The organism is Micromonospora sp. CA-263727 (assembly GCF_050942455.1).
In the GTDB taxonomy this organism is placed as follows: Bacteria; Actinomycetota; Actinomycetes; order Mycobacteriales; family Micromonosporaceae; genus Micromonospora.
Genome location: NZ_CP192031.1, coordinates 2,919,287 through 2,945,362, shown reverse-complemented (window position 1 = coordinate 2,945,362; position 26,076 = coordinate 2,919,287). Strand labels below are relative to the sequence as shown.

Genomic DNA, 26,076 nt, shown 5'->3' with positions numbered 1-26,076 from the left:
GTCAACGTTGTTGACTTTAGTAGAGGCTCCCGGCGGGGGTGAGGATCTCTTGCAACGCGGCACCGTACCGCGCGACGACGAGGTCGCGGGGCGCGGCAGCAACAGCCTCGTCGCGGACCACCCAGAGCGAGTAGAGAAGCCCCGCCACCACGGCGGCAGCCAGCCGCGCCCGCAACTGCGCGTCGGGGCCGGTGAGCCGCCGCCGCAAAGGGGTCACGAACTCGGCCTCGTGGGTTCTGCGCAGCACGGACTCGACCTGGCCGGCGTCGCTGGCGCGCACCAGGGCGAGGAAGACTCCCCGTGCCCGCTCGTCCGCCTCCAGCAGGTACTCCACCAATCGGGGCCCGAGTGCTTCCACGGGCCCGTCAAGGACCTCCTGGAAGGCGAGGTCGAGGCGTACAGCGGCCACGAACAGCTGTTCCTTGGACCGGAAATGGCGGATCACCAGCGCGGCGTCGACGCCGACTTCGGCCGCGATCGCCCGCACCGAGGTTCTGGCGTAGCCGAACTCGGCGAACAGGCGCGTCGCGGCCCTCTCGATCGCGTCTCTCGTCGAACCCGTCACCCGTGGCACCCCGCCAGCGTAATGCGGCCGCCGCGAACCGGGTCCGCGTGAAAGGGCTGGACACCGCGCCGTCAGTCGGGCGGTCACTGTCGAGAGGAGACACGCCGTGGCATTACCCCTGTGGCTCGCGGACGGCATCGCCACGCTCATGCAGAAGGCGCCCGGTGCCGCGCGCACCGCGCCGGACATCTCGTTCCGGGAGATCCCTGCGCGCACCGAGGAGACCCGCATCCCGACCCGACATGGCGAGCTCACTGCGACCCTGTACGCCCCGAAAGGCGGATCGGCCGGCAACGGCGTGTACGGTCAACCTGCACGGCGGCGGCTTCGTGCTCCGTCATCCCGAGCAGGACGACCCGCTGTGTCGTTTCCTCGCCGCCCATGCGAACGTCACGGTCGTCAACGTCGACTACATTCCCGCCCCGCAGTCCCGGTTCCCCGGCCCGGTGGAGCAGGCCTACGACGTGGCGCTTTGGGCGGCGTCGCCGAAGCGGTGCTGGGACGGCGGCAGGCTCGCGATCGGCGGCCAGTCCGCCGGCGGGGCCCTGGCCGCCGGGGCGGCGCGCCTCGCGCTCGAGCACGCCGCTCCGCAGATCGGCCTGCAGGTGCTGATGTACCCGCCACTGGACCTGTCGGTGCCCGCGAAGCGCAAGATGGCCGAGGGCAAGGAGACGTTCCTGATGCGGATGGGGCCGCTCTTCGACACCGTCTACTGCCCGGACGTGGCGCAGCGAAGCGACCGGCTCATCTCACCGGCCGGAGGCGCGGACACCGCCGATCTCATGGGAATTGCCCCCGCCCTCGTCATCACGGCGCAGAAGGACATCCTCCGCGAGGAAGCCGTCCGCTACGCGCGGCGTCTCCAGGACATCGACGCGCTCCTCGAACACGTCGACCTCCCCGGTGTCGGACACGGATTCAACATCCTCAACGCGCGACGCGACGTCGTCCTCACGGCCTACGGACGCATCGTCGAGCACACCCGTCACACCCTTGCCTGACCGCCGCCGCACGCGCCGACGAGCCGGCTGCCTCCTGGAGCGCTGGGATCGCAGCATGTCCGACACCGACGACGACTGAGCGGGGTCGTCAACGAGTGCGACCGGGCCGCATGCGGTCAGGAGTCGAGCAGTGACTTCATCCGGTCGGCGAGCATCGCGGTCGCCCGCTGCGGCATCAGACGGGCGAGTCGATCGAGCACGCGGGCGTCACGACCGATGCGGACCCGATAGCTGCCCTTCTCGACGGCCTCGATGATCTGCCTGCCTGCCTCCGCGACGCTGGTCAGCTTCGCGCCGGTGCCGCTGGACTCCGCGCTGCGGCCGCCCATACTCACCCCCGAGTTGGCGAGGATGTTGGTGCCCACCCCGCCGGGGAACACGACCGTCACCGCGACCGATGTGCCACGAAGTTCCGCGTAGAGCCCTTCGGTCAGCAGCTTGACTGCGGCCTTGCTCGCGCCGTACGCGCTCTGCCCTGGTACCGGGGCCAACGCACCCATGCTCGAGACGTTCACCAGGCTGGCTTCGGGGCGTTCCAGCAGTACGGGCAGGAACGCCTTGGTCATGTTCACCACGCCCCAGAAGTTGACGTCCATCACCCGTTCGATCTCCTCGAACGTCAGGTCGTGCACCCGCGCGAAGCGGTGCACGATGCCGGCGATGTTGATGACCCCGTCGACCTGGCCGTGCAGGGCCGTGACCTCGCCGGGTAGCTTCCCGACCGCCGCACGATCGGTGATGTCCACCGGGTGTGTGGTCAGCTTCCGGCCGTCCACGGCGGCACGCTGCGCGGTCCCCGCCAGACCGGTCCCGCTGAGGTCGACCGCGGCGACCCGCGCGCCACGGGTGATCAGGCTCAGGGCGACCTCTTGTCCTATCCCGTTGCCGCCGCCGGTGACCACGAAGACCTTCCCTGCTACCTGCATTGTGGGCTACCCCTGTTCCGTGGCGGCGGGCTCTTCGCGGTCCTTGCCGGTTCGCGTGCCTGGTGGGCGGTGGGACGCCGCATGTCGTGCCGCGCGATACCCGAAGACGACGGCCGGAGCGATGGTCGATCCTGGCCCGGGATAGGTGCGGCCCATCACGGAGGCTGTCGTGTTGCCGGCGGCATACAGTCCGGCGATCGGCCGGCCGGTGGTGTCGAGCACGCGCGCGTCGGCGTCCGTGAGCAGACCGCCCTTGGTGCCGAGGTCGCCCGGAACGAGTTGGATCGCCGTGAACGGCCCCTTCTCCAGCGGGCCGAGGTTTGGGTTGGGCTTGACCCGGGGATCGCTGTAGTAGCGGTCGTACGCGGTACGCCCGCGGCCGAAGTCGAAGTCCACGCCGGTTCGCGCGAAAGAGTTGAACCTGTCGATGGTCGCGCGCAGCCGGGCCGGGTCCATGCCGAGATCGCCCGCGAGGTTTTCGATCGTGTCGGCCTTGCGCACGATGCCGGCCTCACGCAGCTTCTTTCCCCCTTGCAGCAGGGGGTTGAACAGGTACCGACGTCGATGGCGCGTCTCGACGATGAGCCATGACGGGATGGCCGGGACGGTCTTGTGCCGTTCGAGCATCGCGTGCCCGAAGTCGATGTAGCTTGCCGACTCGTTGGTGTACCGGTTGCCCTCGGAGTCCACCACGAGGCCGAACGGGAAAGACCGCTCGCCCAGTACGAACATCGCCTTGCCGTCGGGGTCGGGACTCGGAACTGAAGCGCCCCACCACGCGTCATCCATGAGCGCCAGCTGAGCGCCGATCGACTCGGCAATCTGGATCGCGGAGCCGAGGTCTCCCTCGGACGCCGAACTATATCCGTGAATGCCGTGGTACTTCTGGCGCCACTCGCGGTTGTTCGCGAAGCCGCCGGCGGCCAACACCACGCCGGAGCGGACGCGAATGCGTACGGGTGACCCGTCCGGCCGGGCCGCGACCGCGCCCACGACCGCATCGTCCTCGACGACGAGGCCGGTCAGGGGCGTGCTCAACAGGACTTCGGTGCCCTGGCGCCGTACGATCGCCATCAGGCTCGACGTGACCGCGGAGCCCAGGCCGTACAGACGTCTTCCCCGCAGGAAGCCGCCGAGGGTCCGGAAGACCAGCCGCGCTCCCCGCCCGAACCCCGACGGGGTCGACCAGGCGCGGGAAACGAGCCAAACGTCGTCGGTCCGCAACGGGACGAGCGGCAAGCTCTCGTCGCTGCGCGACTTCGTGAACCAGTCACCGAGAATCTTGGTGTCGAAGGGCTCCACCTCGATCCCGCGGCCGATCTTTCCGCCCGGGAGGTCCGGGTAGTAGTCGGGGTAGTCCTTCGCGGCCACCCACCGGACGCCGTGTCGCTCCAGAAACCGGAACACCTCCGGCACCGTCTCGACGAAGGCCTGCCGACGCTCCGGGGAACTGGCCGGACCGACGTCCCCGATCGCGGCCTGCAGGTAGGTCAGGGCCTCGTCGACCGAGTCCGGTATGCCGAGTTTGGCCATGAGTGGGTTGGCCGGCATCCACAGGCCACCGCCGCTGATGTTCGTCGTGCCGCCCCACCTGTCGGTGCTCTCCAGCACCAGCGTCCGTAGCCCCGCATCCGCCGCCGCGATCGCCGCGGAGAGCCCAGCCGCGCCCGACCCCGCGACGAGGGCGTCGACATCCATGTCCCACTCGCTCACGGAATCCCTCCCAGACCAACCGGACAACCCTGTCCGGTTACCCTATGTCGGTGACCGGCCCCCGTAAAGCCAACCGCGGCCCCAACGCGGCCCAAGCCAACCGGCGAGCCCTGGTCGCCGCCGCGCTCGAAGTCTTCGCCGAGGGCGGTATCGACGCGCCGCTCAGCGCGGTCGCGAAGCGGGCCGGCGTCGGTCAGGGCAGCCTCTATCGGCACTTTCCGGACCGGATCAGCCTCGCCCTGGCGGCCTTCGAGGACAACGTCACGGAACTCGAGGTCATCGCCGCCGACCCGACCTGCGTCCTCGACGACCTGCTGAAGGCCATCACCGACCAGGCGGTCAACTCGGTCGTCTTCATCGACATCGTCACCACGGCCGCCGCCGATCCGCGGCTGGAGGTCGTCGTCGAGCGCGTCAAGGCGACGCTCACCGGGACGCTTCGCGAGGCGCATCGGACGGGAGCCGTCAGGGAGTCGGTGACGGTGGACGACGTCATGCTGGCAGTCGGGATGGTCGCCGCCCTGGTGGGCAAGATGCCACCGGCCGACCGCGCCTTGACGGCAGAGCGGGCGTGGGCCGTTCTCCGCCGGGCGATTCTGCCCTGAGCGGGTGCTTCCGTCGCGGGTTACGCAGCAGCGCCAGTACGATTCCGCCCGCGATGACGAGCCCGACGCCGAAGGCGGGCAGTCGCCAGGACGATCCGGTCCGCGCCAGGCTTCCGCTGCCCGTACCGTCAGCTCCGCTGCCGGAGCCGTTGCCCGCGCCGGAGCCGGCCTTCGGATCGGTCGCATCACCGACCGCGAAGGTCAGTGTCTTGGTGTCGGTGACCTGCTTTCCCGCCGTGGTCGTTGCGCTCATCTCGAACGCGAGGCGGTAGATGCCCGGTTTGCTGAACGCCCAGTTGCCGTGCGCATGGGTGTTGGCCGGAATGGCGAGCCGCTGCGGCAGGCGGGTCGCGGAGTTGAACAGGACCTCGGCGGCGCCGAAGGATCCGGTGAGGAAGAGGGTGAACCGACCGGGGCCGGTGGCGCCCTTGAAGGTCCAGGTGACCGGGCCGCGGGTGCCGGAGATGACCGACGGGTGCTGGGTGTTCCACCCCGGCCAGACGATGCCGGACTGCTGGGCCTGCGGCAACAGCCACACCGTGTCCCCGGGTGAGCCGAGGAAGTCGGCGCCCGCCGGCACCGTGGTCTTCGCGTTGTCCTTGACGTGTAGCACCACGTCGGCGAGATCGCGCCACCGGGCCGGGGTGACCGTGTCGTCCTTGAGCCGGATCGTCCAGTCGGCGCCGTCGAGTTGCGGGCCCATGTCGACGTGCCCGTCGTCGATGACCACGCGCCCGGAGCTGGCTGCGGAGACCGGCGGCGCCGGCGTGGTCGCGGCAGCGGCGGGAGCAACCAGTGGGGCTTCCCGCGAGGAAGCCGACGCCCGCGTGTCGGATTCCGCTGACGGGGCGGGTGCGGCCCGATCCACCTGCGGCGCGGGCGCCGGCGCGGGGGCGGGGACGGGAGACGGGGGCGTCTCCCGCGCCTCGAACTGCGGGACCCGGATCCGGTACACCGCCGCCGCGCTCACGTCATCGCCGCTGGTGGTGGTCGCGGCGGCGGTCACGGTGACCCGATAGTCGCCGGCGGCGGCAAAGAGCCACACCATCGCGCCGGTACGGGTCGCCACGGGCAGCCGGGTGTCGCGCGGCATGCCGGCCACGTTGCCGAAGATCGGCGTGGGCTTTCCGAGCCCATTGATGGTGTAGGCGGCGAATTCACCGGGCCCCTCGACCCCGTCCAGCGACAGCCCGATGGTGTCACCGCGAACCGCGCCGTGGCGCACGCCGGTCGTGTCCAGGTAGGGGAAGTGCAGGTCTCCGGCGGTCAGCGCCCACATTTCCCGTCCCGGCTGACCGAGGAACCGGAGCGCGGGGTGGTCGGGCACCCGCACCGGCGTGCCGCCGTCCGGTCCGAGCAACACGGTGGACGGATCCCGCACGGCCTCCTTCCGCTGCGGCAGCGTCTCGCGGATCCGCAGGTCAAGGTCGCCGTTCTCCATCGCGACGGAGAGCAGGTCCGTGCCAGCCACGCTGATCTCGCTGGTCTCTTGCCCGGCGGGCGGGGCCGCCGCGGCGGGCACCGGCACGGCCGCGAATCCGGCCAGCGCCAGTGCCGCGGCGACGGCGGCGACCCGGCGTCCGGCGGCGACAGCGCGCCCCGCCGGCCGAGGTACGGCGATCATCTGGCGTCTCCTTCGGTGTCGTTCGGGGTGTCACGGCGATCGGTGCCAGCCTCAGCCGGCAGGGCGCCACCGGGACGACTGCCCGCCCCCTCGGCCCGGCCCTGGGCCAGGGCAGAGGCCACGGCGCGGTCGAGTTGCCGCCTACGGCGGCGTCGGCGCAGCACGACCAGCCAGATGGCGGCCCCGGCGAGTAGCAGGATCACCAGCTGCGGCCAGGGCAGCGCCCACAGAGCGGCCCGGCGGGTCACGGTCCCGGGCGCCGGATCGAGCACCTCCGGCGTCACGGCCACCGGCGCGACGACGACGGTGGCCTGAAGGCGGAACAGCGGTGGCACACCGGCCAGGCGCACGCTGGTCCGATAGCTGTCGCCGGGCAGGATCTCCGGCAGCGACCCGCCCACCTCGACGCGTCGGGCCAACCCGAACGGTCCGGTGACGGTCAGCTCCGGTCGCCCGGTCAGCCGGACGTTGCCGGGGTTACGGAGGGTGAACTCGGCGGTGACGGCGCCGCCCCGCAGCGGGTGCCAACTGCCGTCGTGGGTCACGGCCAGGTCCTCGATGTCGAGGGCCGGTCGCAGCTCGCCGGTGACCCGCAGGTACACGCGGGCGCCGACCCGGTGGTCGACGGCGACCTGATTGCCCTGCTCGTCGGTGCCGGTTGCGGCCAGCGAGGCGACGATGCCGCCGGGATGGTCGCCGGGGGTGGCGTTCTTCGGCACGGCGAGGGTGAACGGCACGTCCAGCCGGGACGTGGCCGGCACGGTGAGGGTCCGGGTCCTGAAGGTGACCCAGGCGCCGACGTCGACCGGTTTCTCGGTGGCGGCCAACAGGTCGAAGCCGCCCTGCTGGGTGGTGAACGCGTCGCTGGCGTACACGTCGAGGGTGATCGGCTGGTCCGAGTGGTTGGTGATGGCCACGTAGTCGGTGAGCCTGGCTCCCGGGTTGAGCTTGTACTCGAAGGCCGGCCGCCCGTCGGGACCGTCCGGGCTGGACGGGGCCACTCCCCAGGTGAGCGACGACGCCGCGGTGGATTCCGTGGCGACCCGCTCGGGGGCTTCCGAGCGGGGCGTCGTGGGAAGGACTGCTCCGGCGGCGAGGGCTAGCACGACGGCGAGCGTGGCGGGCGTACGCATTCGGGTGGTCCGTTCGCGAAGGGTGGCGGGACGGGGCCGGGCGATGGCGGCAGCGGCCATCGCCCGGCCCGTCACCGGGTGTGAGCAGGGTCAGATGGCGGTGAGGGTGAGCGTCGCGGTGTAGGTGCCGGGAGCGGTCTCGGTGGGCAGGTGCAGCCGCAGGCCGGCCGAGAGGGTGGCGGTGCCCCGGCCGGCTCCGGCCGGAGCGGACCCGAGGGTCGCGCTATTGCCGAGGCCACCACCGACCCCGACGGTGTACGGCGCGACCGTCGGACCGGCGACCACACCCTGACCACCGGACTGGCGCACGACCTCCGGCGTCCAGCCCAGGTAACCCGCGCTGAAGGTGGCGCCGTCGGCGCTGACGAAGTCCTTCGGCAACTGGCCGGAGGCGCTCCAGCCGGGAGTCGCGGCCCGGGTGTCGGTGACCGTGACCGGACGCAGGGAGCCGGCGCTCTCCCAGCGCTCCCCCGACCCGGACAGCTGTGCCGGCGGCAGCACGACGGCCCGGTCGTCCGGGTCGACGCTGATCACCAGCGCCCCCTGGTTCGGGTCGATGGAGGCGGTGATCGTCTGCGACGTACCCGGATCAGCCGGCGGGAAGGCGACCCAGAGCGCCACCTCCTCGCTGGTGGCGACGACCTCGTGGTGGTCGCCGTAGAGCCGGACCTGGTACTCGCAGGCGTTCAGTTCGCGGGTCGCGGTGAAGGTGTAGGTGGATCCGGCCTCGCCCGGGATGACCGCGAAGGTGTCGGATCCGGGGCACCGGCTGAACCAGTGGTAGTGGTCCAGTTCGGTCTGCGGCGTCTGCACCGCGCGCAGGGTGACGGTGTCGCCCGGCTGGTACTCGTCGGCCATGCCGCTGATGGAGAGGGTGGTCTCCGGGCCGCTGCCGTCGAGTTCGCCGACGACGAAGGAGTACGGCACCGGTCCGGTGCTGACCGTGCTGCCGTCGGTGCGCGTCGCGTCGGCCTGGAAGGTCAGCGTGTACGCGCCCTCGGCGCTGAAGGCCCAGTTGGCGTGGGCGTGGGTACGGATGGGCACGTCGATGGCGTCCGGCAGCCCGTCGTCGCTGCGGAACTTGATCAACGGGCTGCCGAAGGTGTCCTGGGTGAACACCGAGACGGCGCCCGGCCCGGTCACGTCGACGAGGCTGAGCCTGACCCGGTCGCCGGTGAACAGGCCAGCGCCGAGGCTGGTGGTGTTCCAGCCCGGCCAGAGCAGGTTCTGGTTCTGGGTGAGCGGCAGCAGCCAGACCTGGGACCCGGCGGGCCCGAGAAAGGCGAAGCGCGAATCGTCCGGGACCGGCATGGCCGCCCCGGGCAGCACCTGGAAGATCACGTCCGCCGGGTCCCGGGTCACCGACGGGCTGACCGTGTCGTCGTGCACCTTCAGGGACAGTTGCCCTTCGGCGTAGTGGATGTCGACCGCGTCGGTGTGTCCCTTACTCAACACCACTTTCTCGGCAGCGGCGGCGGCAGAGGGGGTCAGCGCCAATCCGGCCGCGATCACCACCCCGCCGATCAGGGCCGCGAGGCCGCGGGCACCTGGTGTTCTCATGGTTCCTCCCTGTCCGCGCCCCTGCTGAGCGAGGGGCGCGGGGTTGCTAGCCGTAGCAATGGTTCCGCCACATGATAACGGCACTCATTTTCATTATCGCATCGCCCGTTCGGGCATCGCTGACGGCTCGGGGGTGACCTGCGATGTCGCGGTGCTGTCGCCCGGCCGCCGGTCGCGCCAGCGCCGCAGCACCAGGCCGTGCCGAGGCGCGAAGAGCCAGGCCAGCAGGAACACGGCGGTGGCGACCAGCACGATCGTTCCGCCCACCGGAAGGTCGTAGCTCCACGACAGGTAGAGGCCCACCAGCGCCGACCCGCCACCGACCAGCGGAGCCAGCAGCATCATCAGCGCCAGCCGGTCGGTCAGCAGTCGGGCCGCGGCGGCGGGGGTGATCAGCAGGGCGAGCACCAGGATGTTCCCGATGGTCTGCAACGAGATCACCACAGCCAGGGTGACCAGCACGTAGAGCACGATGTCCAGCCAGAACACCGGCAGCCCGACCGAGCGGGCCATCTCCCGATCCAGGCTGACCGCGACCAGTTCCTTGTGCAGCAGGAACACCACCGCGAGGATCGCCAGGCCGGTGAACCCGACGGTGTAGAGGTCCCGGTCCGGGATGCCGGTGATCGAGCCGAAGAGGAACTGTTGCAGCGATCCGGCGTAGCCGGGCGCCCGCGAAATGATCACGATGCCGAGGGCGAACGCGGCCACGAAGAAGACGCCGATCAGGGAGTCCTCCCTGACCCGGCGGTGCTGGGCGAACACGGCGATCAGCAGCGCCGTCACGACGCCGGCGACCGCGCCTCCGAGGACCAGGCTGCCCTGCAACACGAAGGCGACCGCCAGGCCGGGAAAGACCGCGTGGGCGACCGCGTCGCCGATGAACGCCATCCCGCGCAGCACCACGTAGCAGCCGATGACGCCGCAGACCACACTGGACATCACGGCTATCGCCAGCGCCTTGGGCAGGAACGCCAGGTCAGGGTTGAAGAGATCGGTGAGGAAATCGGTGATCGGCATCAGCTGGCCTGGACGATCCGCAGCAACGGCGAGCGGTCGCTGACCCCGAACGTCCGCATCCACACCTGCGGGTCGCGCAGGTCGGCCGGTGCGCCCTGCGCGATCACCCGCTGGTTCAGCAGGATCAGTCGGGTGCAGGACGACATCGCCCCGATCAGGTCGTGGGTGGTCATCAGCAGCGCCTTCCCTTCCGCCGCGAGCCCGGTGAACAGGTCACCGAGCAGTTCCTGGGTGGGCAGGTCCAACCCGGTGAATGGTTCGTCGAGCAGGAGCAGTTGCGGCTCCAGCGCGAGCGCCCGCGCCACCAGCACCCGTTGCCGTTGTCCACCGGAGAGTTCGCCGACCGGTCGGCGGCGCAGGTCGCCGAGGCGCACGCGATCGATCGCCTCGGCCACCGCCCGCCAGTCGGGCAGTCCAGGGCGGCGCAGCAGGCCGAGCCGTCCGGTCCGGCCGCTGAGGACGGCCTGCTCCACCGAGATCGGAAACTCCCAGGCAAACTCGTGCCGTTGCGGCACGTACCCGACCGCGGCCCGACCGGGCCGGCTCGGCACGCCCGCGACCAGCACCCGGCCGGACCGGCGGCGGACCAGGGCGAGGACCGCGCGCAGCAGGGTGGTCTTGCCGGCGCCGTTCGGCCCGACCAGCCCCACCAGGTCACCGGGAGCGACCCGCAGCCGCACACCGCGCAGCACCGGCCGGCCACCGAGATCGACGTCGAGGTCTTCGACCTCCAGCGCGCTCATTCCGCCGCCCCCGCCGCCCGCTCCCGCTCGGCCCGGCGGCGTGCCGCCCGCCCGCGCAGCACCACCACGGCCAGCGCCACCGCCAGCCCGGCCGCGGTCGCGGCCAGGCCGAGCGGAAGCCACTGCCGGGATCCTTCCGCGGGCCCGTCACCGCCCGCGTCCGCCGCGGCCGGCGATGCCGCGGGTTCGACGCTGCCCGGCTGCGCGGCCAGCGCCGCCTCCGTGCTCGTCGCGTCGCCGACGGCGAACCGCAGATGCCGGACGGCCGACATCCGCTCGCCGCTGATCAGGTCGGCGCCGACCCGGACCGCGACCAGGTAGACACCAGGCTCGGTGAACACCCAGTTGGCGTGCGTGTGGGTGTTGACCTCCACCCACATCGGCTGTCCCGGCGGCTCGGCGGAACGCCACAACACCTGCGGCGCGTTGAACGTGCCGGCCTGGACGTACATGGTGACCGTGCCCGGACCGTCGACGCCGGCGAGTTCGAGGGTCACCCCCCGGTCGATGGTCCGCATCACCCGGGGGTCCTGCGTGTTCCACCCCACCCAGACGACATCGTCGTGCTGCACCTGCGGCACCACGTGCACCCGGGTTCCGGGGGCGACACCGAGGAACTCGTACGCGGGATCGTCCGGGACCGTCTGGATCGCCGCGTCGGTGACCCGCAGCACGGTCTGGTCGGGGTCCCGCCACACCGGTTCGGCCGCGTCGTCGTGGACGAGGAGGGTCCATTCGCCGTCGACGTAGCGTGGCCCGAGGTCGACGTGGCCGGCGGAGAGCACCGCCGGCCCGGCGGCGACCGGCTGGTCGGGGGCGATCGACTGGTCAAGCGCCGGATCCGGCGGCGCGGGCTGGGCCGCCGACGCGGCGCTGGCTGGCCCGAGCAGGGCCAGCAGGACCACCGTCATCAGACGGAGGGCTCTCACAGGTACCTCCTTCATGTCGCCAGGCAGTCCCGCAGCGACTCGGCGTTGAAGCGCATCATCTGGATGTAGCTGGTGACCCGGCCGTCGAAGGTGTCGCCGTAGATCTCGCAGACACGCACGTCGAGTGACCTGGCCACCTCGGTAAGGGTCGACGACCGGGCCCGGAGGTTGGGCTCCAGGAACACCGCCGGCACGTGGAGGTTGCGGATCGTCTCGGTGAGCCGGCGACGATCGGCCAGGCTCGGCTCGGCGGCCGGGTGCGGTGTGACGAATCCGGAGATCTGCACGTCGTACGCGGCGCCGAGGTAGCCGAACGCGTCGTGCGTGGTGATCAGGTGCCGCTGACCGGGCGGAACCTGCGCGATGGTGTCCCGTACGTAGGCGTCGAGTGCCTCCAGCTCCGCAACGTAGGCGGTGGCGTTGTCCCGGTACGCCGCCGCCCCGGCCGGATCGACGCCGATCAGGGTGTCCCGGATCAGTTCCACGTAGGAGATGGCGTTGCGGACGTTCTGCCACAGGTGCGGGTCGATCTCGCCGTGCACGTGCTTGCCGAGCACCGCCTGCGGGAGCTGGTGGATCTGGGTTCCGGGCCGGCCGAGGAAGCGGAACGCCCGGTCGGCCGGCACCTGGGCGAGCGCCCTGTTCGGCACCTCGATGACGGTTCGCGCCGGGTCGTGGCGGTGCTGGTGGGCGTCGTCGCTGCCGTGCGGCTCGTCAAGCAGGTAGATCGCGGGTTCGCCGCGCGCGACGGCGTCGAGGTCGACGGTCAGGTCGGCGTGGCCCGAGCGCAGCACCACCGCGTCGGCCAGACCGGGGACGCGGTGCGGGTCGATCCCGACGGCGAAGGTGAAGGTCTGCTCGCCGAGCGGGACCGGCCGGGTGTCCGGGGTCACCGCCAGCCGCGCCGTCATGGTGAGCCGGTACACGCCAGGCTCAGCGAACGCCCAACTCATGTGCGTGTGCGCGTCCGGCGGCAGGGTCGCGGTGTCGTCCCGGTACCCGTCGGCCGCGTCGAAGCCGTCGGCCGAGTTGAGGTAGAAGGTCGGCTTGCCGAACGACTCGGTCAGGTAGGCGGCCATCGCACCAGGCCCGGTTACCGCGGTGGCGCTGAACAGGACGTCCGAGGAGCGGTTGGCTCCGTAGCCGGTACCCGCGCCGCGCACCCGCATGCCGAGCCAGATGGTGTCCAGCGCGGCGTCCTCGACCAGTGGGATGATCTCGGCCGCGTACTTGACCGCGCCCTCGGCCAGCGAGACGTTCGGCACGCCCCGCCTCAGGTTGGCGTCGAGCGCCTTGATGACGGCGTGCTCCTCCAGAAGCATGTAGTTGCTGAAGGCGACATCGGCGTAGACGACGTTGCGCACGTCGCGCAGGGACGGCTCGTACGCGTGCGGATCAGCGCCGTCGGGCACCAGCGAGCTGACCACGACCCGGTCGCCGCCCACGTTGCGCACCAGATCCCGCAGGATGCCGGTCGTCGTCACCACCTGGACTCGTCCGTCGCGGTCGCTGAGCACATCGACGCGGACGCACCCGGCCAGGGCGACGACCAAGACGAGCGGCAGGGCCAGCCAACGGATGTTCCGCACGGATCTCCCCTCCTTCCAGCGCCGGAGCGCAGCAGGCTACCACGCTGATGGTAATGGTTATCATCGTCCTTGAGGCTGGTCGCACCCCGACCGGCCGCGCCCAGCCCGCAGGCGATGCGGGCTGGGCGCGGCTCAGCGGGACCTCGGGTGGCTCAGCCAACCTGGAAGGTGAAGTCCTTGGTCGTGCTCACGGTCTGCCCGTTGGCCGCCCGCACCCCGCTGACCTCGAAGGTCGCCACGTAGGTGCCCGCGACGTCGAAGCCCCAGTTCAGGTGGGCGTGCACGTTGCGGTTGACGTTCAGGTTGTCCGGCAGCCCGTCACCACTGTCGAACAACACCGTCGGGGTGCCACCCGAGGCGGTGAAGACGCTGAACCCGCCAGGCCCCTGCACATTGGTCAACCGGAACACCACCCGGTTGTTCTGCAACGCTCCGCTGGCCACCTCGGTGGTGTTCCAGCCGGCCCAGAGCAGCCCCGCCGTGTTGGTCTGTGGCAGGACGTACGCGTGGCCGCCGCTGCCGAGGAACGACCACGCCGAGCCCGACGGCACGGCGGTGTACGCGGCGGCGGGCACCCTGAACACGACGGTGGACGGGTCACGCTCCACCGAGGTCGCGCCGGTGTCGTCGTGCACGCTGACCACGATCGGGCCACCGGCGGCGTGGTTGACGTCGATGATGTCGACGTGCCCGCTGGTCAGCTCGATGACGGCGGCCCTGGCCGGCGTGGCGACCGCCAGCGAGAGCACTCCGGCCAGCACCGTCGAGACGGCACCCGCGATCCAGCGGCGGGAACGGTAACTATCCATCTCGGTTCTCCCCATCTTTCGGTCGCGGTCAGGGCAGGACGACGAAGCGCAGCTGGACCGAGTCGGATTCCACGACGGTCGTGGTGCCCGCCAGGACCGCACTGGCCTTCACCTTGAGCAGGTACACGCCGGCCTTGCTGAACGCCCAGTTGGCGTGCAGGTGGTCGCCCACCGGCAGTTCCACGGCGTCGGGCAGGCCGTCACCGCTGTTGGCGAGCACCGTCGGCAGCCCGAACAGGTTCTCCGTGTAGATCGCCACCTTCCCGGAGCTGGGCGCGCTGATCAGTTGCTGCACGGTCAGGTCCACCGAGTCGCCCTCGAAGACCCCGTCCTCCAGTTCCTCGGTGGCGATACCGGCCCAGAGCAGGTTCTCGTTCTGCACCTGCGGCAGGATCCACACCGGCGCGCCGGCACTGCCCAGGAAGGCGTAGGCCGGATCGGCGGGAACCGTGGTCTTCGCCGATGACTTCACGACGAAGACGACATCCGAGTGGTGCCGGTGCACACCCGGGTCGACGGTGTCGTCGTGCACCCCGAGTTCGAGCGCGCCGTCCTCGTACTCCACCTCGATCACGTCGACGTGCCCGGCGGAGAGGACCACCGGCACCGACGCGCCGTGGGCCTGCGCCGGAGCGGCCGAGACGACCAGCGCCGCGGCCATCGTGGCGCTGATCAGCATCGCGCCCCTGAGGCGACGGCGGGTTGCGGTCAACACAAGACAGACTCCTTCCCGATGGCCCCCAGTGAACCACCTAACCGTAATGGTATTCGTTTTCATCTGATCGCGATAGGTGTCCCCCGCCCGATGTTTGATGATCGATCCGCTAGCTCAGGGAACCGGCGTCGCGGCAACCGGCGCGGGGCCCATCCGGAAGTCCGGGTCGATCTGTGTGGCGAGGTCGACGCCGGTGCGGTCGTTGGCCCAGGCGTCGGCGTTGCGTCGGTGGAATTCGTGGGCCCACCGGGTGAAGGCCGCCCAGTCCTGGGGGGTGCCGTCGACGACGTCGGCCAGTCGGCCCAGCACGGCCCGGTTCGCCGCCTCCAGTCCGTCGAGTGGCCCGACGGTGCCGCGTTCGGCCCGGCGCACGTACGCCGAGCGGCCCAGCCAGGTCAGCAGGTCGGTGCCGACGTGCTCGCGGAGGAACTCCACGTCGGTGGCGTCCTCCACCTTGTTGCCGACCACGGAGAGGGCCACCCCGTAGTCACGGGCGTAGCCGGCGTACTGGTGGTAGACGCTGACCCCGCGCACGGTCGGCTCGCAGACCAGGAAGGTCCGGTCGAAGCGGGTGAACAGCCCCGAGGCGAACGAGTCGGCGCCAGCGGTCATGTCCACCACCACGTACTCGTCGGGCCCGTCGAGCATGTGGTTGAGCAGCAACTCCACCGCGCCGACCTTGGAGTGGTAGCAGGACACACCCAGGTCCTCGGCGCTGAACTCACCGGTCGCCGCCAGCCGCACCCCGCCGACCGCCTCGACGCAGGCCGCGTACACCGGGTTCTCCTCGGCCACCCGCAGCAACCGCGAGCCGCGCCCCGGCGGGGTGGTCTTCACCATCTCGGCGGCCGAGCCGATGCGCGGGTTGTCGCCGCGCAGGTACTCCTTGATCGCCGGTAGATACGCGCCCAGCGGCGTCATCGTGGTGGCGGCGCGCGCGGGCCCGCCGAGGGCCGCCGCGAGGTGCTGGTTGATGTCGGCGTCGATGGCCAGCACGGGCCGCCCCTCGGCGGCGAGATGACGGGCGAACAACGCGGTGAGGGTGGTCTTCCCACTGCCGCCCTTGCCGACGAACGCGACCTTCACCGCCACCACCCCACACTAACGCCATTGGTATCCGTTTCCATTTGACGCATGGTAGTGGATCGCCCGGGCCGCCGGAGCGGGAAGGTCGAGCACGTCCGTCGCCAGCCGGCGGATCGTGTCCAGGGTCCGCGCCCGCCCGCCAGCCCCCTCCACCATGAACAGCAGATGCCGTACGCCCGGCAGGTCCGCGGCCCGGTCGACGGCCTCCCGGCAACGGCGGGGCGAGCCGACGGGGTGGATGTCGATCAGGTGGTCCACGTAGCGCGCCGGGTCGCGCCGCCCGGCCGGCGCGCCGTCCAGGCGCACGTAATCCGCGGTGCCGGCCAGCAGCGGGGGAAGTCCGGCCCGCACCGCCTGTGCCGCCGCCCGATCGGTCTCCGCCACCTGGGCAAGGTGCGCGCTGGCGTGCTCGATGCCGGCGGGATCATGGCCGTGCGCGGCGGCCACTCGGGCGTGGCGGTCCAGCAGTTCCGCCTTCTCGGCCAGATCGGCGTGCAGGCCGAGCAGCAGCGGCAGACCGTACCGCGCGGCGAGGTCGACCGTGGACACCGAGGTCGCGGCGACCCAGAGCGGAACCCGGCTGCGCGGTCGCGGCACCACCGGGACCGGCCGGAACGGGAAGCGCTGGTTGCCTTCCACCGCCGGCTCCCCGGACAGCCACCGGACCAGCAGGTCCAGCGAGTCGCCGAAGCCGTGGTGGTAGCGGTCCAGACCGGTGCCGAAGACCTCGAGGTCCACCCACGGGCCGCCCCGGCCGACCCCCAGCCGGAACCGGCCGCCGGAGAGTTCGTGCAGCAGCGCCGCCTCCTCGCCGAGCGCCACCGGATGCCGGTTGGACAGGACACACGCCGCGGTGCCGACCGCGATGCTCCGGGTGGCGCCGAGCAGATGCGCGGCAAAGACGGTCGCCGAGGGACAGACGCCGTAGGAGATGAAGTGGTGCTCGGCGATCCACACGCCGTCGAACCCGGCCGCCTCCGCCGCGCGCCCGTACCGGTGGGCGTCCGCGAGCGCCTCGGCGTGGGCGCTACCGGGACGCCGCCCGGCGAGCAGGAACAGGTGCGCACGCACACCCCGCCCCGCCCGCCGGGCTCCGGCAGGATCAGCAGTCACGCAGCTCAGGGGACTGGTTGAGCAGTTGACCGCGGACGGACACGAAACGGCGGTAGGTGTCGGAGTCCACCGCCGACGGCCGGAACGCCGCCACCCGGTGGCAGTTCTGGAACGCCAGCTTGACGCCGAAGTGGCGCTCCAGGCTGGCCCGGATGGCGTCGCTGGCCAGGGCGCGCAGCAGTTGGCCCCGTTCCGCCTCGCTGGGCGGCGGGATCACATTGTCGGCAAACTCGCCGTCGGAGGCGGCCAGGTCCGCCGCCACCCGGCTGACGGTCTGCCACGCGTACGGCAGCGACTCGCGTACGCAGGTCACGAACTCCTCGTCGTCGACTGACCCCGACTCGGCGGCCCGCAACAGGTCCGGTGGCACGGTGAGTGACATAGCTCTCCTCACTTAACGATTACGGTTGTCGCTATCGTTACGGCAGAGCACATCACGACGATGACCACCCGTCAATGCCCGGACACGGAGGGCCATCGACGTCGCCGGTCGGACTTCAGCCCGCCACCGGCGCAGGCGGCCCACCCTTGTGGCACCAACGCTGGCGACGATGCGGGCACGGAGTTGCCCGGCGCGACGCGCCGCAGCCGCGCGCACCGCAAGAGCCTCAGCACGTTCGCCGCAGCACGTTCCACGGGCACCAAGAGGATGGCGGAATCGGCTTGCCGGCAAGGAACGCCGATGGGATCGTCTGCCGTGATGCTGACTCGCACTGAACTTCTTGCCCTGCATGACCAGCAGGTGCGGGGCACCATCGCTTCGCGGCTGCCGGGCAGTTGGAGGCCGTCGTGGGACGGACCGGTCCTGCAGGTCGCCACGCCTGCGCGAGGGTTCGCCTTCGCCCAGGATCTTGATGGCCTCACCGTCGAGGAACTGGACGCGCTCATCGGTCGGGTGCGCAACCGCAGCGCGGCGCGTGGCCAGGCCGTCGAGTGGAAGACGTACGGCCACGACCGGCGGGACCTCCCCGCTCGGCTACAGCTGGCCGGATTCGCGCCGGAGGATGAGGAAACCGTCGTCATCGGTCTGGCAGCCGACCTGATCGCTTCCGGCGAAGCCCCCGACGGCATCACGGTCCGCGCAACGACGGACCTGACCGACCTACGCCGGATCGCGGCCATGGAGTCCGAGGTCTGGGGCGCCGACTGGTCCTGGCTGGCCGATGACCTACACGACCGCATCTGCTCGGCTGCGGAAAACATCGTCGTGCTCGTCGCGGAGGCCGCGGGCGAGGTCGTATCGGCGGCCTGGCTGGTCATTCTCCCCGGTACGCAGTTCGCCGCCCTGTGGGGCGGCTCGACCCTCAGACAGTGGCGAGGCAAGGGCATCTACCGCACCCTGGTCGCCCGCCGCGCGCAGATCGCCACCGACCGGGGCATAACCTACCTCCTGGTCGACGCCTCCACGGACAGCCGACCCATCCTCCAACGCCTGGGCCTACACCCGGTCACTACCACCACCCCATGGGTATGGAGCCCGACCACCTGAGCCGGGCGACAGGACAGATGGGTGAAGGCGGCACCGCATCGGTGGTAGGCCCGGACGTCAATGGGATCGGGACGCGGGGCACGATTGCTAGGTCCAAGCGGGATGCGACGCTTCGCTCGCACGGAAAGCTCGAACTCCGCCTCGAGATCACCATCGGTCCAGCCCTGCACGAACCCGATCATGCCCGTGATGGCCAACATGAAGGAGCCCGAGCACCGCCCCCAAGAGATCGAGGCTCCCAGCTCAGCACCAACTGCGCCTTCGCACCTACCAAGTCTCTCCCCAGCCCGACGCGCCATCAGCGGCATGAGAGTGCACTGTGCCGGCCCCATCACTCAGCGGAACGAAGCGCCCGGAGATCCGGCGCCGTCGCGCGAGGGAGCAAGGACTCAGCGGGCAGGGACCGGCTCGGACGACGGCAGCCACTCTCGCCTGATCAGCCCGTAGACCCACGAGTCGGAGACCTCGCCGTTCACGATGCAGTCTTCCCGCAACGTCCCTTCACGCACGAACCCGAGCTTCTCCAGTACGTGGGCAGATGCCGTGTTGCGGGTATCGGTCTCAGCCTGGACGCGGTTCAGGTCCAGCGTGTCGAATGCCCACCGCAGCAAGACGCGCGCGGCCTCCGTCGCGTAGCCGTGGCCCCACGCCGCATCGTCGAAGCAGTAGCCCAGCGATGCGCTGCGGTAGTCCGGATTCCACCGGTTCAGGCTGCACCAGCCGATGAATGCTCCGTCCGAGCCACGATCCACGGCCAACCGCGCCCCGGTGCCCTCCTCTGCCATCTGCCGGCAAGCCGTGATGAACCGATCGGCGCGCACGCGTTCGCTCCACGGCGGAGCGTCCCAGTAGCGCAGCACGTAGGCGCTGCTGTGCAGCGCGAAGAGATGGTTCGCATCCGCGTCGTCAAAGGGACGCAGCCGAAGGCGAGGGGTGTGCAGCGTGGGGGTGGGCAGCGACACGCGCGTCATGTTTCCTCCCGTGATAGATGCCCGACCAACCAGAACTCGCGCCGGGCGCGCGGTGCCAGCAGTGCCATAGCCTGTTGCGGCACCTCACGAGCCTCGGTTGGATCGCAGCACGGGCACCCGTGCCCACCGACTTCCTCCAGCAAAGCCGAGACATCGCGCCGGTGGACCGTCCGTTTCCATTCCGCCAGAGCGCCGGGAAACGGACTTGGACCAAGCCGGGAGCGCTCGAGGACCTGGAGCTGGCTAACCGCTCTCGCCGTCAGCCTGCCGACCACCGACAAGGTCACGCCTGGCCGGAGACGCCGTGGAAGAGCGGCACGCACTGTCGGTGGAGACCTACGCGCCATGGCCCTTTCTGATCGTCATCACGTGGGCGATGGTTGCACGCCTACACGAGCCCCGCAATGCGCTTCTCGGGCCTCAGCGGGCGGACAAGGCCGACTGGCCGGACGAGATGCGGCGCAAGAGGGTGCCCGGCCGCGACGGCTGCGAACTCGGTGGCGTGAGCGTCGGGCCAGGCATGAGGATGCGTCCATGGCCCATGATCCGTTGCTCGTTCAGGCTCGTGGGATCTGGCTTGAGATGGCTGGCGTTCCGATGGCCTTTCCCGCTGACGGCGGTGTTGACGTAGCCGTCTCGGCCGGATCGCGGTTCTGTCCGCCGGGCTGGGTCGGGATCGTCGCGTTGGGCGACGCCACCCTCGTCACCGTACCGGCACGCAACTGGGCCGAGACCGTACGCAAGGTGCTGCTCGGTCTGCCGGTCGACGCACTGACGGACGCTGACCGGCTGCGCGCTGTCCTGCCGGTCGTCGAGGTGCTGGGTCCGGCGAGCCTGGCGTACCTCGATGCGGACGACTTCCAGCCGGCCGGGCTCGATGCCGCGGAGGTGGTTCCCGGAGAACATGCCGACCTCGCCAGGCTCCTGGCCTCTGTCATGGTGGACGACGCCGACGAATGCGGGTTGGCCGACATCACCTCTGCGCCGTTCGTGGTGCGCCGCGGGGATCGCGTTGTCGCTGCCGCCGGCTACCGACGCTGGCCGGGGTTGGTGGCCCACATGTGCGTACTCACCACACCGGATCAACGTGGGCGAGGGCTGGCACGTGCCGTTGCCTCCGCAGCAGCCGCGGACGCCTTGGCGAACCATCTGCTGCCACAGTGGCGGGCTCGACCGGAACCATCGCGCCGAGTAGCGCGGGCACTGGGCTTCCGCCAGTTCGGCGCTCAGCTGAGCATCCGGATCGGAACCTGAGCCCAAATGCCAGATCGCCAGTACGCAGACCGCCGCGCCGAGGGCGACGCGAGTCACACGACCTGCGGCATGAGCGGTTGCTGTGGGTTCCGTCGCGGCGTGATGGATCGGGGATGCGGCCGTCTTTCAACGATGATCTCGGGCGTTGATCAGCGGTTGCCGGTGGCCGCCGGGTTGGTCCTTGACGAGCGGTAGCTGACGGGAAGCTGCTGGTTGCGTGGAGTGTCGCCCCGGTGACTGCGTTAGCCCGGCGCTGCGGCCCATCGTGTTCCCGGCGGCTCCTGTGTGGGCTGACGGAGGAGGTAGAACGTGACGGTACAGGTCGGCTCGCTCGTCTACCGGGCAAGGAACCTGCCCCAGCATGCCGCTGCGGTGGGGGCTGTGTCAGCCGGGATTCCGGCCCTGCTGTTCGGCAGCTCGACGAAGCTGTGGAAGTTCGTTGACGCTGACGCTGTGGTCAAGGCGCTGGCGGTGCTGCAGCAAAGGAAGTGGGCCGGCGGATCGGATGCGCCACCCAGCACAGTCGCGCTGAACTACGCTGCGCCGTCCGGCGCGGAGAAGGCCGGCACGGTGCGCATCGGTCGGGGTCAGGCGGTCGTCGAATACTCCACCCTGCATGACCTGCAGCAGGCCGAGGTGTATCAGTCACTGGTCCAGGGTGCGGCGTGGTTGGGCAGCCCCGGGTTCGCCGCGCTGGCCGCAGACACTGTGGCCGAACGCTGGCGGTTCGCCAACTGGAGCGAGGTGGACACTGCGTTGCAGGGTTGGGTGCCGGACACCCCGTACCCGCAGCAGTTGATGGCCCACCGTGTGGTCCGGCGTCCGGAGAGCGTGCTGGCCTGGTATGACCCGGCGAAGATGACGTTCGGCCGGTCTCAGTTCCGCAACTTCTTCGGTGCCTGTGGCCCCACCGCCAAATACCTCATCGGCCGCATCCAGGACCTGGGCGGCCACGTGGAGCTGGTGGCCGAGGAGAGCAGGCTGCACGGCGCCAACGGCGCCGCAACGCTGACCCAGCTGGTCCAGGCCACCTACCCGGGCCCGGTACTGATCAACGTGGTGAACGACGCCATCCACGAGTTCGTCCTGGAACGGGCCACCGACGGTACAGCTGCGCTGTTCCAGGGATATATCGGCGCGTACGACGCGCTGTGGTGGGCCGAACTCGACCGGGCCGACATTGGCATCAGCGGCAACGAGCTGAACACCATGCAGAACCTACGCACGACCTACGGCGGTGGCCGGACAGTGCCGTTACCCACCCTGCTGGCCAACCTGGGCACCTTCATGAAGGTCGACCAACTGCGCAACGCCGGCATCGCCTGGCGGGCGCTGCCATTCCTGCCGCAACAGAACTTCAACGACGACGGGCTGCCTTGCTTCGACGTCAGGGTGTGGCAGATCACCCAGCCGCAGGCAGTGCTGGACGCGTTGCGCGTACGCCACATCATCAACCAGCAGTTCACCTCATGGCTGAGTCTGGCCGTACTCAAGGAGGCCGAAAACGCCGCCCCGCAGTAGCGGGGCCGCCGCCCACGCCCACGGCAAAGCCGGCTGCCAGACCGGCCAGATGGTCAGCTGATCCTCGGCAGGGTCGAGGGCTCATCGCCGACCCTGCGTAGCGCACATCGCGGCCATGAGCGAGCAGTAGAGCTTTCCGGGTAAGGGCGTGCGGCGCTGCGTAGTTGCCTGGCCTGGCCTCGTGGAGGCTGCCGCAGTGGGAGGCGGTGGAGATGTGGTGTCAGCTGTCCGGACGGCCGTGATTTCACACCGACATAATTACTTCTCAGTGAAATCGTGGCCGTGAGCAGAAGCCACCTCGGTGGAGGTGGTTGGCGGACGGGACACCGTGGACGGTCGATCGCACTGGATCCAGGTTCGAGTGGTCATCTTGGGGCTTCGATGCCACTCGATCATGGACAACGTTGTTGCGTTAGCGGTGTGGTCGGTGGGTCAACCCCTGCCGGGTAGCGGGAACGGGACTCCTGGTAGATCAACTTGTGTCGAGCAAGGCGATCATCGGGAGTCCCGTCATGGAGAAGTCTGTCATCACCAGGTTGGTGGAGGTGGCCGGGGGTGTGTACGCGCCGGGGCATCTGGGTGAGTTGACGCAGGTCATCGATTTCGACCTGGTGGACGCGGTGGTGCAGGAGACGGGGGTGCGGGAGAAGCGGGTGCGGCTGTTGCCGTCTCGGGTGGTGGTGTATTTCGTGCTCGCGCTCGCGGTGTTCGAGGATTGTTCGTATCGGGCGACGTGGGGGAAGTTGACCGCTGCTCTGGCCGGGTTGGGGCTTGTCCGGCCGAGCGTGTCGGCGCTTGCGCGGGCCCGCCGTCGGGTCGGGCCGGCGCCGTTGCGTCGGTTGTTCGAGACGTTGGCCGGTGTCGTGGGGCTGCCTGGTCAGCCTGGCGTGTTCTACCGGGGCCTACGCACCGTGGCCGTTGACGGCACGTATCTGCACATACCCGAGCGGGAACAGATCACCCGCTGCTATCGCAAACGGGTAGGCCGGCGCGAGGCCGGCTATCCGCTGCTGCGGCTGCTCGTGCTGATCGAGTGCGGCACCCGCGCGTTGCTCGCCTGCGCGTTCGGCCCCGACAGCGACGGCGAACCGGTCTACGGACGCCAGCTGCTGGACGCTCTGGACTCCCCGATGCTGCTGCTGGCCGACGCCAACTTCGACGACGCGGCATTCCTGCACGCCGTCGGTGAACACGGCGCACACTTCCTGGTCCGCTCGACGGCCTGCCGCCGCCCCGTCATCGGCCAACGCCTACCCGACGGCTCCTACCTGACCCGCATCGGCTACGGCAAACTACCCGCCCTCATGCTCGTGCGGATCATCGAAGCGCAGGTCACCGTCACCCTCGCCGACGGCACCGTCCGCCACGAACCCTGGCGGCTGATCACCAGCCTGACCGACCACACCCGCTACCCCGCCCACGAACTCATCGACCTCTACCACGAACGCTGGCAGAGCGAAACCACCTACTACTCCATCAAAGCCACCATGCTCCACGGCCGTGTCCTGCGCTCCCGCAGCATCCCCGGCATCGAACAAGAGGTCTACGCCCTACTCACCGTCTACCAGACGCTCATCCGCACCGCCGCGGACACCGTCTACACCCAACCCGGACTCGACACCGACCGGATCAGCTTCACCACCCTGCTCACCACCGCCGCCGACACCATCACCACCGCCACCGCAGTCCTACCCACCACCCCCACCACCCTGATCGGCCCGATCGGCCACGCCGCACTGACCCATCTCCTACCCACCGGACGTCCCCGACGCGTCAAAGCCCGCACCCGCAAAAACCCCACCAGCAAATACGGCCCCAACGCCGGCCAACACCCCGCAACCACACAGACCTACACCTTCCACGCCACCATCACAATCTTCGAAAAAGGACTTGACCCCCGCACAAAACGCTAAACGCAACAACGTTGCGATCATGGATCGGGCGTGATCTTGCGCGCTGAGGCATGCGCGCTCATCGGCTATGAGCGCGCGGCTTTGTGTTCTTCCCGGGGCTGGGGAGATCCGCGCGCTCAGGGAGCGGCTGGGCTCAGCAACATCCGTCACGCAATGTCACACTCGGATCGCTGCTAGGCGGCGAACCGCCGGACGTATGCCGAACTCGGTGCCGGCGTGCGCTCGCCGCCGGGAACGCTGCGAGGGACGCTTCGGGGCGTTCATAGTGGCGGTGCGGCTGGGACGGGGTTGCGTCGCCCGCGGAGGGTGATGTCGAACACGATGATCGCCAGGAGTATCAGGTTGGCGTAGAGCATGGCGAGTAGCGGGGTGAGGGTGAGCGCGATCGGGGTGAGCGCGGCGAGTAGTGCGATGCCGGCGAGCAGTGGCCAGGCGGTTCGGCCGAAGACCTCGTACTCGAAGCGGGTCCGGCCGAGGAGGAAGATCGCCGGCCCGCCGAGGATGACGAGGAGCCATGTCGGGGCGAGGGCGCCGGTCGGCTGGGTGATGATGAGTTTCGTGCTGGCGGCGGCAGCGACGACCCCACCGACCATCAGGAGATGGGTGTAGGGCGCGGACCGGGCGAACCGGCCGGGTTCGCGGGCCTTCTCGATGGCCTGGGTCAGCTGCGCGGCGGCGCGGTGCACGTAGATTCGGAACATGATGGTGGCGCTGGCGAACGCCACCACCATTGCCATGGTCCGCTCGGTGGTGATCGCGTGTCCGCTGTAGGTGAGGCCGGCGACCAGGATGATGTCGCCCAGGGCGATGATGAAGAACTGGTGGTATCGCTCGGCCATGTGTTCGGCGACGGGGTTGAATTGGGTGGCGGCGATTCGTGACCGGCGCGGGATCGGGTAGCCGAACGCGAATGCCAGGTAGTCGATGGCCACCGCGATTCCCCACAGGAGGATGCGCTGGTCGGCGTCGGTGAGTGCGCCGGCGATCCACGCCACGGCGGAGATCCAGAACCAGATCCAGATCCGTAGCGCGCGGCGGCGCGCTCTCGGTTCGTGCAGTGTGAGGAAGAAGAGGAGTCCTCGGCCGAGGTGGCTGGCCACGTAGGCGCCGGCGAAGATGAGTGCCCGGTCGGTGAACGCGGCCGGCAACGCGGCGGCCATCATCAGCGCGCCGAACATGACGCCGACCGTCACCACCTGGATGACCTGGCTGTCCGGGTTGTAGAGGTCGGTGACCAGCGCGGTCAGGACCCACACCCACCAGATGGCAAGGAACGCGATGGTCGTTTCGGTGATGCCCTTCCAGGTCAGGTTGGTCACGAGGCTCTCGGACAGGAGCGCGAGGGCGACGACGAAGACGACATCGAAGAAGAGTTCGAGAAGTGTGGCCCGACGGGGGGTGTCGGCAGCGCGTAGCAGGCCGTTCGGGTTGGCCGCGGTCATCGCGGCACCCGCCGACCGTCCACCGGCGCCTGCGATGGGAAGAGTCTGTAGAAGTTCATACAGCACATATCGTATAAATCTTGCTGCTCGGTGAGTTGCTGATCCACGGAGTCGGCGCGACAGCTGTCGGCGTACTGGTTGGTGGACAGAGCCACGTACGACCGATTTTGCAGAGCAAGCACCGGCCGAACAATGAGCCTCCGGCTCTGACGGTCGGGCCAGGGCTGAACTCAGGAGGGGAACACCAGAGCCACGTCGTACATTGCTACCTACGCGCTTTCCCTTCCCCCGGTTCACTTGACCTGGCGCCCCGAGCCTGTTTCGCCCGGCAAGCCGTCCCCGGTTGGGGAGCGGG

Annotated in this window: 23 protein-coding genes; 6 read left to right on the top strand and 17 right to left on the bottom strand. The window is 69.8% G+C overall.

What is annotated here, in order from left to right; genetic code table 11:
- Positions 1–16: 16 nt before the first annotated feature.
- The gene (locus ACQPYA_RS13120) at positions 17–565 is read right to left on the bottom strand and encodes a TetR family transcriptional regulator (protein ID WP_433532858.1); all 549 of its coding nucleotides are present in this window, start codon (positions 563–565) and stop codon (positions 17–19) included.
- Between the two features lie 329 nt (positions 566–894).
- On the opposite strand from ACQPYA_RS13120, the gene ACQPYA_RS13115 reads away from it, so the two are divergent.
- The gene (locus ACQPYA_RS13115) at positions 895–1,566 is read left to right on the top strand and encodes an alpha/beta hydrolase fold domain-containing protein (RefSeq protein WP_433532857.1); all 672 of its coding nucleotides are present in this window, start codon (positions 895–897) and stop codon (positions 1,564–1,566) included.
- A 116-nt stretch (positions 1,567–1,682) separates the two neighbouring features.
- On the opposite strand, the gene ACQPYA_RS13110 is transcribed toward ACQPYA_RS13115, so the two are convergent.
- Both ACQPYA_RS13110 and ACQPYA_RS13105 read right to left on the bottom strand, forming a co-directional pair.
- Positions 1,683–2,492 (bottom strand): SDR family NAD(P)-dependent oxidoreductase, encoded by an 810-nt coding sequence (locus ACQPYA_RS13110; protein ID WP_433532856.1) that lies wholly within the window; start codon positions 2,490–2,492, stop codon positions 1,683–1,685.
- 6 nt (positions 2,493–2,498) lie between these two features.
- Positions 2,499–4,205 carry an FAD-binding protein gene (locus ACQPYA_RS13105; protein WP_433532855.1) on the bottom strand — a complete coding sequence of 569 codons (1,707 nt, stop codon included), beginning with the start codon at positions 4,203–4,205 and terminating at the stop codon, positions 2,499–2,501.
- 50 nt (positions 4,206–4,255) lie between these two features.
- Between ACQPYA_RS13105 and ACQPYA_RS13100 the strand changes: the two genes are divergently transcribed.
- The gene (locus ACQPYA_RS13100) at positions 4,256–4,810 is read left to right on the top strand and encodes a TetR family transcriptional regulator (protein ID WP_433532854.1); all 555 of its coding nucleotides are present in this window, start codon (positions 4,256–4,258) and stop codon (positions 4,808–4,810) included.
- On the opposite strand, the gene ACQPYA_RS13095 is transcribed toward ACQPYA_RS13100, so the two are convergent.
- The 12 genes from ACQPYA_RS13095 to ACQPYA_RS13040 form a co-directional block, all read right to left on the bottom strand.
- Positions 4,698–6,434: a TIGR03773 family transporter-associated surface protein gene (locus ACQPYA_RS13095; RefSeq protein WP_433532853.1), complete on the bottom strand. Its 1,737-nt coding sequence runs from the start codon at positions 6,432–6,434 to the stop codon at positions 4,698–4,700. The genes ACQPYA_RS13100 and ACQPYA_RS13095 overlap by 113 nt on opposite strands.
- Entirely contained in the window at positions 6,431–7,567 is a 1,137-nt protein-coding gene (locus ACQPYA_RS13090; protein ID WP_433532852.1) for a WxL protein peptidoglycan domain-containing protein, read from the bottom strand. Before ACQPYA_RS13090 ends, ACQPYA_RS13095 begins: the two co-directional genes overlap by 4 nt.
- Positions 7,568–7,657: 90 nt before the next feature.
- Positions 7,658–9,127: a choice-of-anchor M domain-containing protein gene (locus ACQPYA_RS13085; protein WP_433532851.1), complete on the bottom strand. Its 1,470-nt coding sequence runs from the start codon at positions 9,125–9,127 to the stop codon at positions 7,658–7,660.
- Positions 9,128–9,220: 93 nt separating this feature from the next.
- A complete protein-coding gene (locus ACQPYA_RS13080; RefSeq protein WP_433532850.1) occupies positions 9,221–10,147 on the bottom strand; it encodes an anchored repeat-type ABC transporter permease subunit in 927 nt (308 codons plus the stop codon).
- Positions 10,147–10,890 (bottom strand): anchored repeat-type ABC transporter ATP-binding subunit, encoded by a 744-nt coding sequence (locus ACQPYA_RS13075; protein ID WP_433532849.1) that lies wholly within the window; start codon positions 10,888–10,890, stop codon positions 10,147–10,149. Before ACQPYA_RS13075 ends, ACQPYA_RS13080 begins: the two co-directional genes overlap by 1 nt.
- Positions 10,887–11,801 carry a choice-of-anchor M domain-containing protein gene (locus tag ACQPYA_RS13070; protein WP_433533489.1) on the bottom strand — a complete coding sequence of 305 codons (915 nt, stop codon included), beginning with the start codon at positions 11,799–11,801 and terminating at the stop codon, positions 10,887–10,889. The genes ACQPYA_RS13075 and ACQPYA_RS13070 overlap by 4 nt, the downstream gene beginning before the upstream one ends.
- 29 nt (positions 11,802–11,830) lie before the next feature.
- Positions 11,831–13,408 carry an anchored repeat ABC transporter, substrate-binding protein gene (locus ACQPYA_RS13065; protein WP_433532848.1) on the bottom strand — a complete coding sequence of 526 codons (1,578 nt, stop codon included), beginning with the start codon at positions 13,406–13,408 and terminating at the stop codon, positions 11,831–11,833.
- Between the two features lie 152 nt (positions 13,409–13,560).
- On the bottom strand, positions 13,561–14,217 hold the full coding sequence (locus tag ACQPYA_RS13060) for a choice-of-anchor M domain-containing protein (RefSeq protein WP_433532847.1): 657 nt from the start codon (positions 14,215–14,217) through the stop codon (positions 13,561–13,563).
- 28 nt (positions 14,218–14,245) lie between these two features.
- Positions 14,246–14,929, bottom strand: coding sequence for a choice-of-anchor M domain-containing protein (locus tag ACQPYA_RS13055; protein WP_433532846.1), 684 nt, complete (start codon positions 14,927–14,929; stop codon positions 14,246–14,248).
- Positions 14,930–15,046: 117 nt separating this feature from the next.
- Entirely contained in the window at positions 15,047–16,024 is a 978-nt protein-coding gene (locus tag ACQPYA_RS13050) for an ATP-binding protein (protein WP_433532845.1), read from the bottom strand.
- Positions 16,025–16,033: 9 nt separating this feature from the next.
- On the bottom strand, positions 16,034–17,131 hold the full coding sequence (locus ACQPYA_RS13045) for an LLM class flavin-dependent oxidoreductase (RefSeq protein ID WP_433532844.1): 1,098 nt from the start codon (positions 17,129–17,131) through the stop codon (positions 16,034–16,036).
- Entirely contained in the window at positions 17,121–17,513 is a 393-nt protein-coding gene (locus ACQPYA_RS13040) for an SCO5389 family protein (RefSeq protein ID WP_433532843.1), read from the bottom strand. The genes ACQPYA_RS13045 and ACQPYA_RS13040 overlap by 11 nt, the downstream gene beginning before the upstream one ends.
- Positions 17,514–17,573: 60 nt before the next feature.
- Between ACQPYA_RS13040 and ACQPYA_RS13035 the strand changes: the two genes are divergently transcribed.
- Positions 17,574–18,620, top strand: coding sequence for a GNAT family N-acetyltransferase (locus ACQPYA_RS13035; protein WP_433532842.1), 1,047 nt, complete (start codon positions 17,574–17,576; stop codon positions 18,618–18,620).
- 389 nt (positions 18,621–19,009) lie between these two features.
- Here ACQPYA_RS13035 and ACQPYA_RS13030 read toward each other — a convergent pair whose 3' ends face one another.
- The gene (locus tag ACQPYA_RS13030; RefSeq protein WP_433532841.1) at positions 19,010–19,591 is read right to left on the bottom strand and encodes a GNAT family N-acetyltransferase; all 582 of its coding nucleotides are present in this window, start codon (positions 19,589–19,591) and stop codon (positions 19,010–19,012) included.
- A gap of 534 nt (positions 19,592–20,125) precedes the next feature.
- On the opposite strand from ACQPYA_RS13030, the gene ACQPYA_RS13025 reads away from it, so the two are divergent.
- From ACQPYA_RS13025 to ACQPYA_RS13015, 3 genes are all read left to right on the top strand, one after another.
- Positions 20,126–20,845 (top strand): GNAT family N-acetyltransferase, encoded by a 720-nt coding sequence (locus ACQPYA_RS13025; RefSeq protein WP_433532840.1) that lies wholly within the window; start codon positions 20,126–20,128, stop codon positions 20,843–20,845.
- A gap of 309 nt (positions 20,846–21,154) precedes the next feature.
- Positions 21,155–22,366 (top strand): hypothetical protein, encoded by a 1,212-nt coding sequence (locus tag ACQPYA_RS13020; RefSeq protein WP_433532839.1) that lies wholly within the window; start codon positions 21,155–21,157, stop codon positions 22,364–22,366.
- Between the two features lie 512 nt (positions 22,367–22,878).
- Positions 22,879–24,279, top strand: coding sequence for an IS4 family transposase (locus tag ACQPYA_RS13015; protein ID WP_433528160.1), 1,401 nt, complete (start codon positions 22,879–22,881; stop codon positions 24,277–24,279).
- Between the two features lie 260 nt (positions 24,280–24,539).
- On the opposite strand, the gene ACQPYA_RS13010 is transcribed toward ACQPYA_RS13015, so the two are convergent.
- Complete coding sequence (locus tag ACQPYA_RS13010; RefSeq protein ID WP_433532838.1) at positions 24,540–25,721, bottom strand: low temperature requirement protein A; 1,182 nt, start codon at positions 25,719–25,721, stop codon at positions 24,540–24,542.
- Positions 25,722–26,076 lie beyond the last annotated feature (355 nt).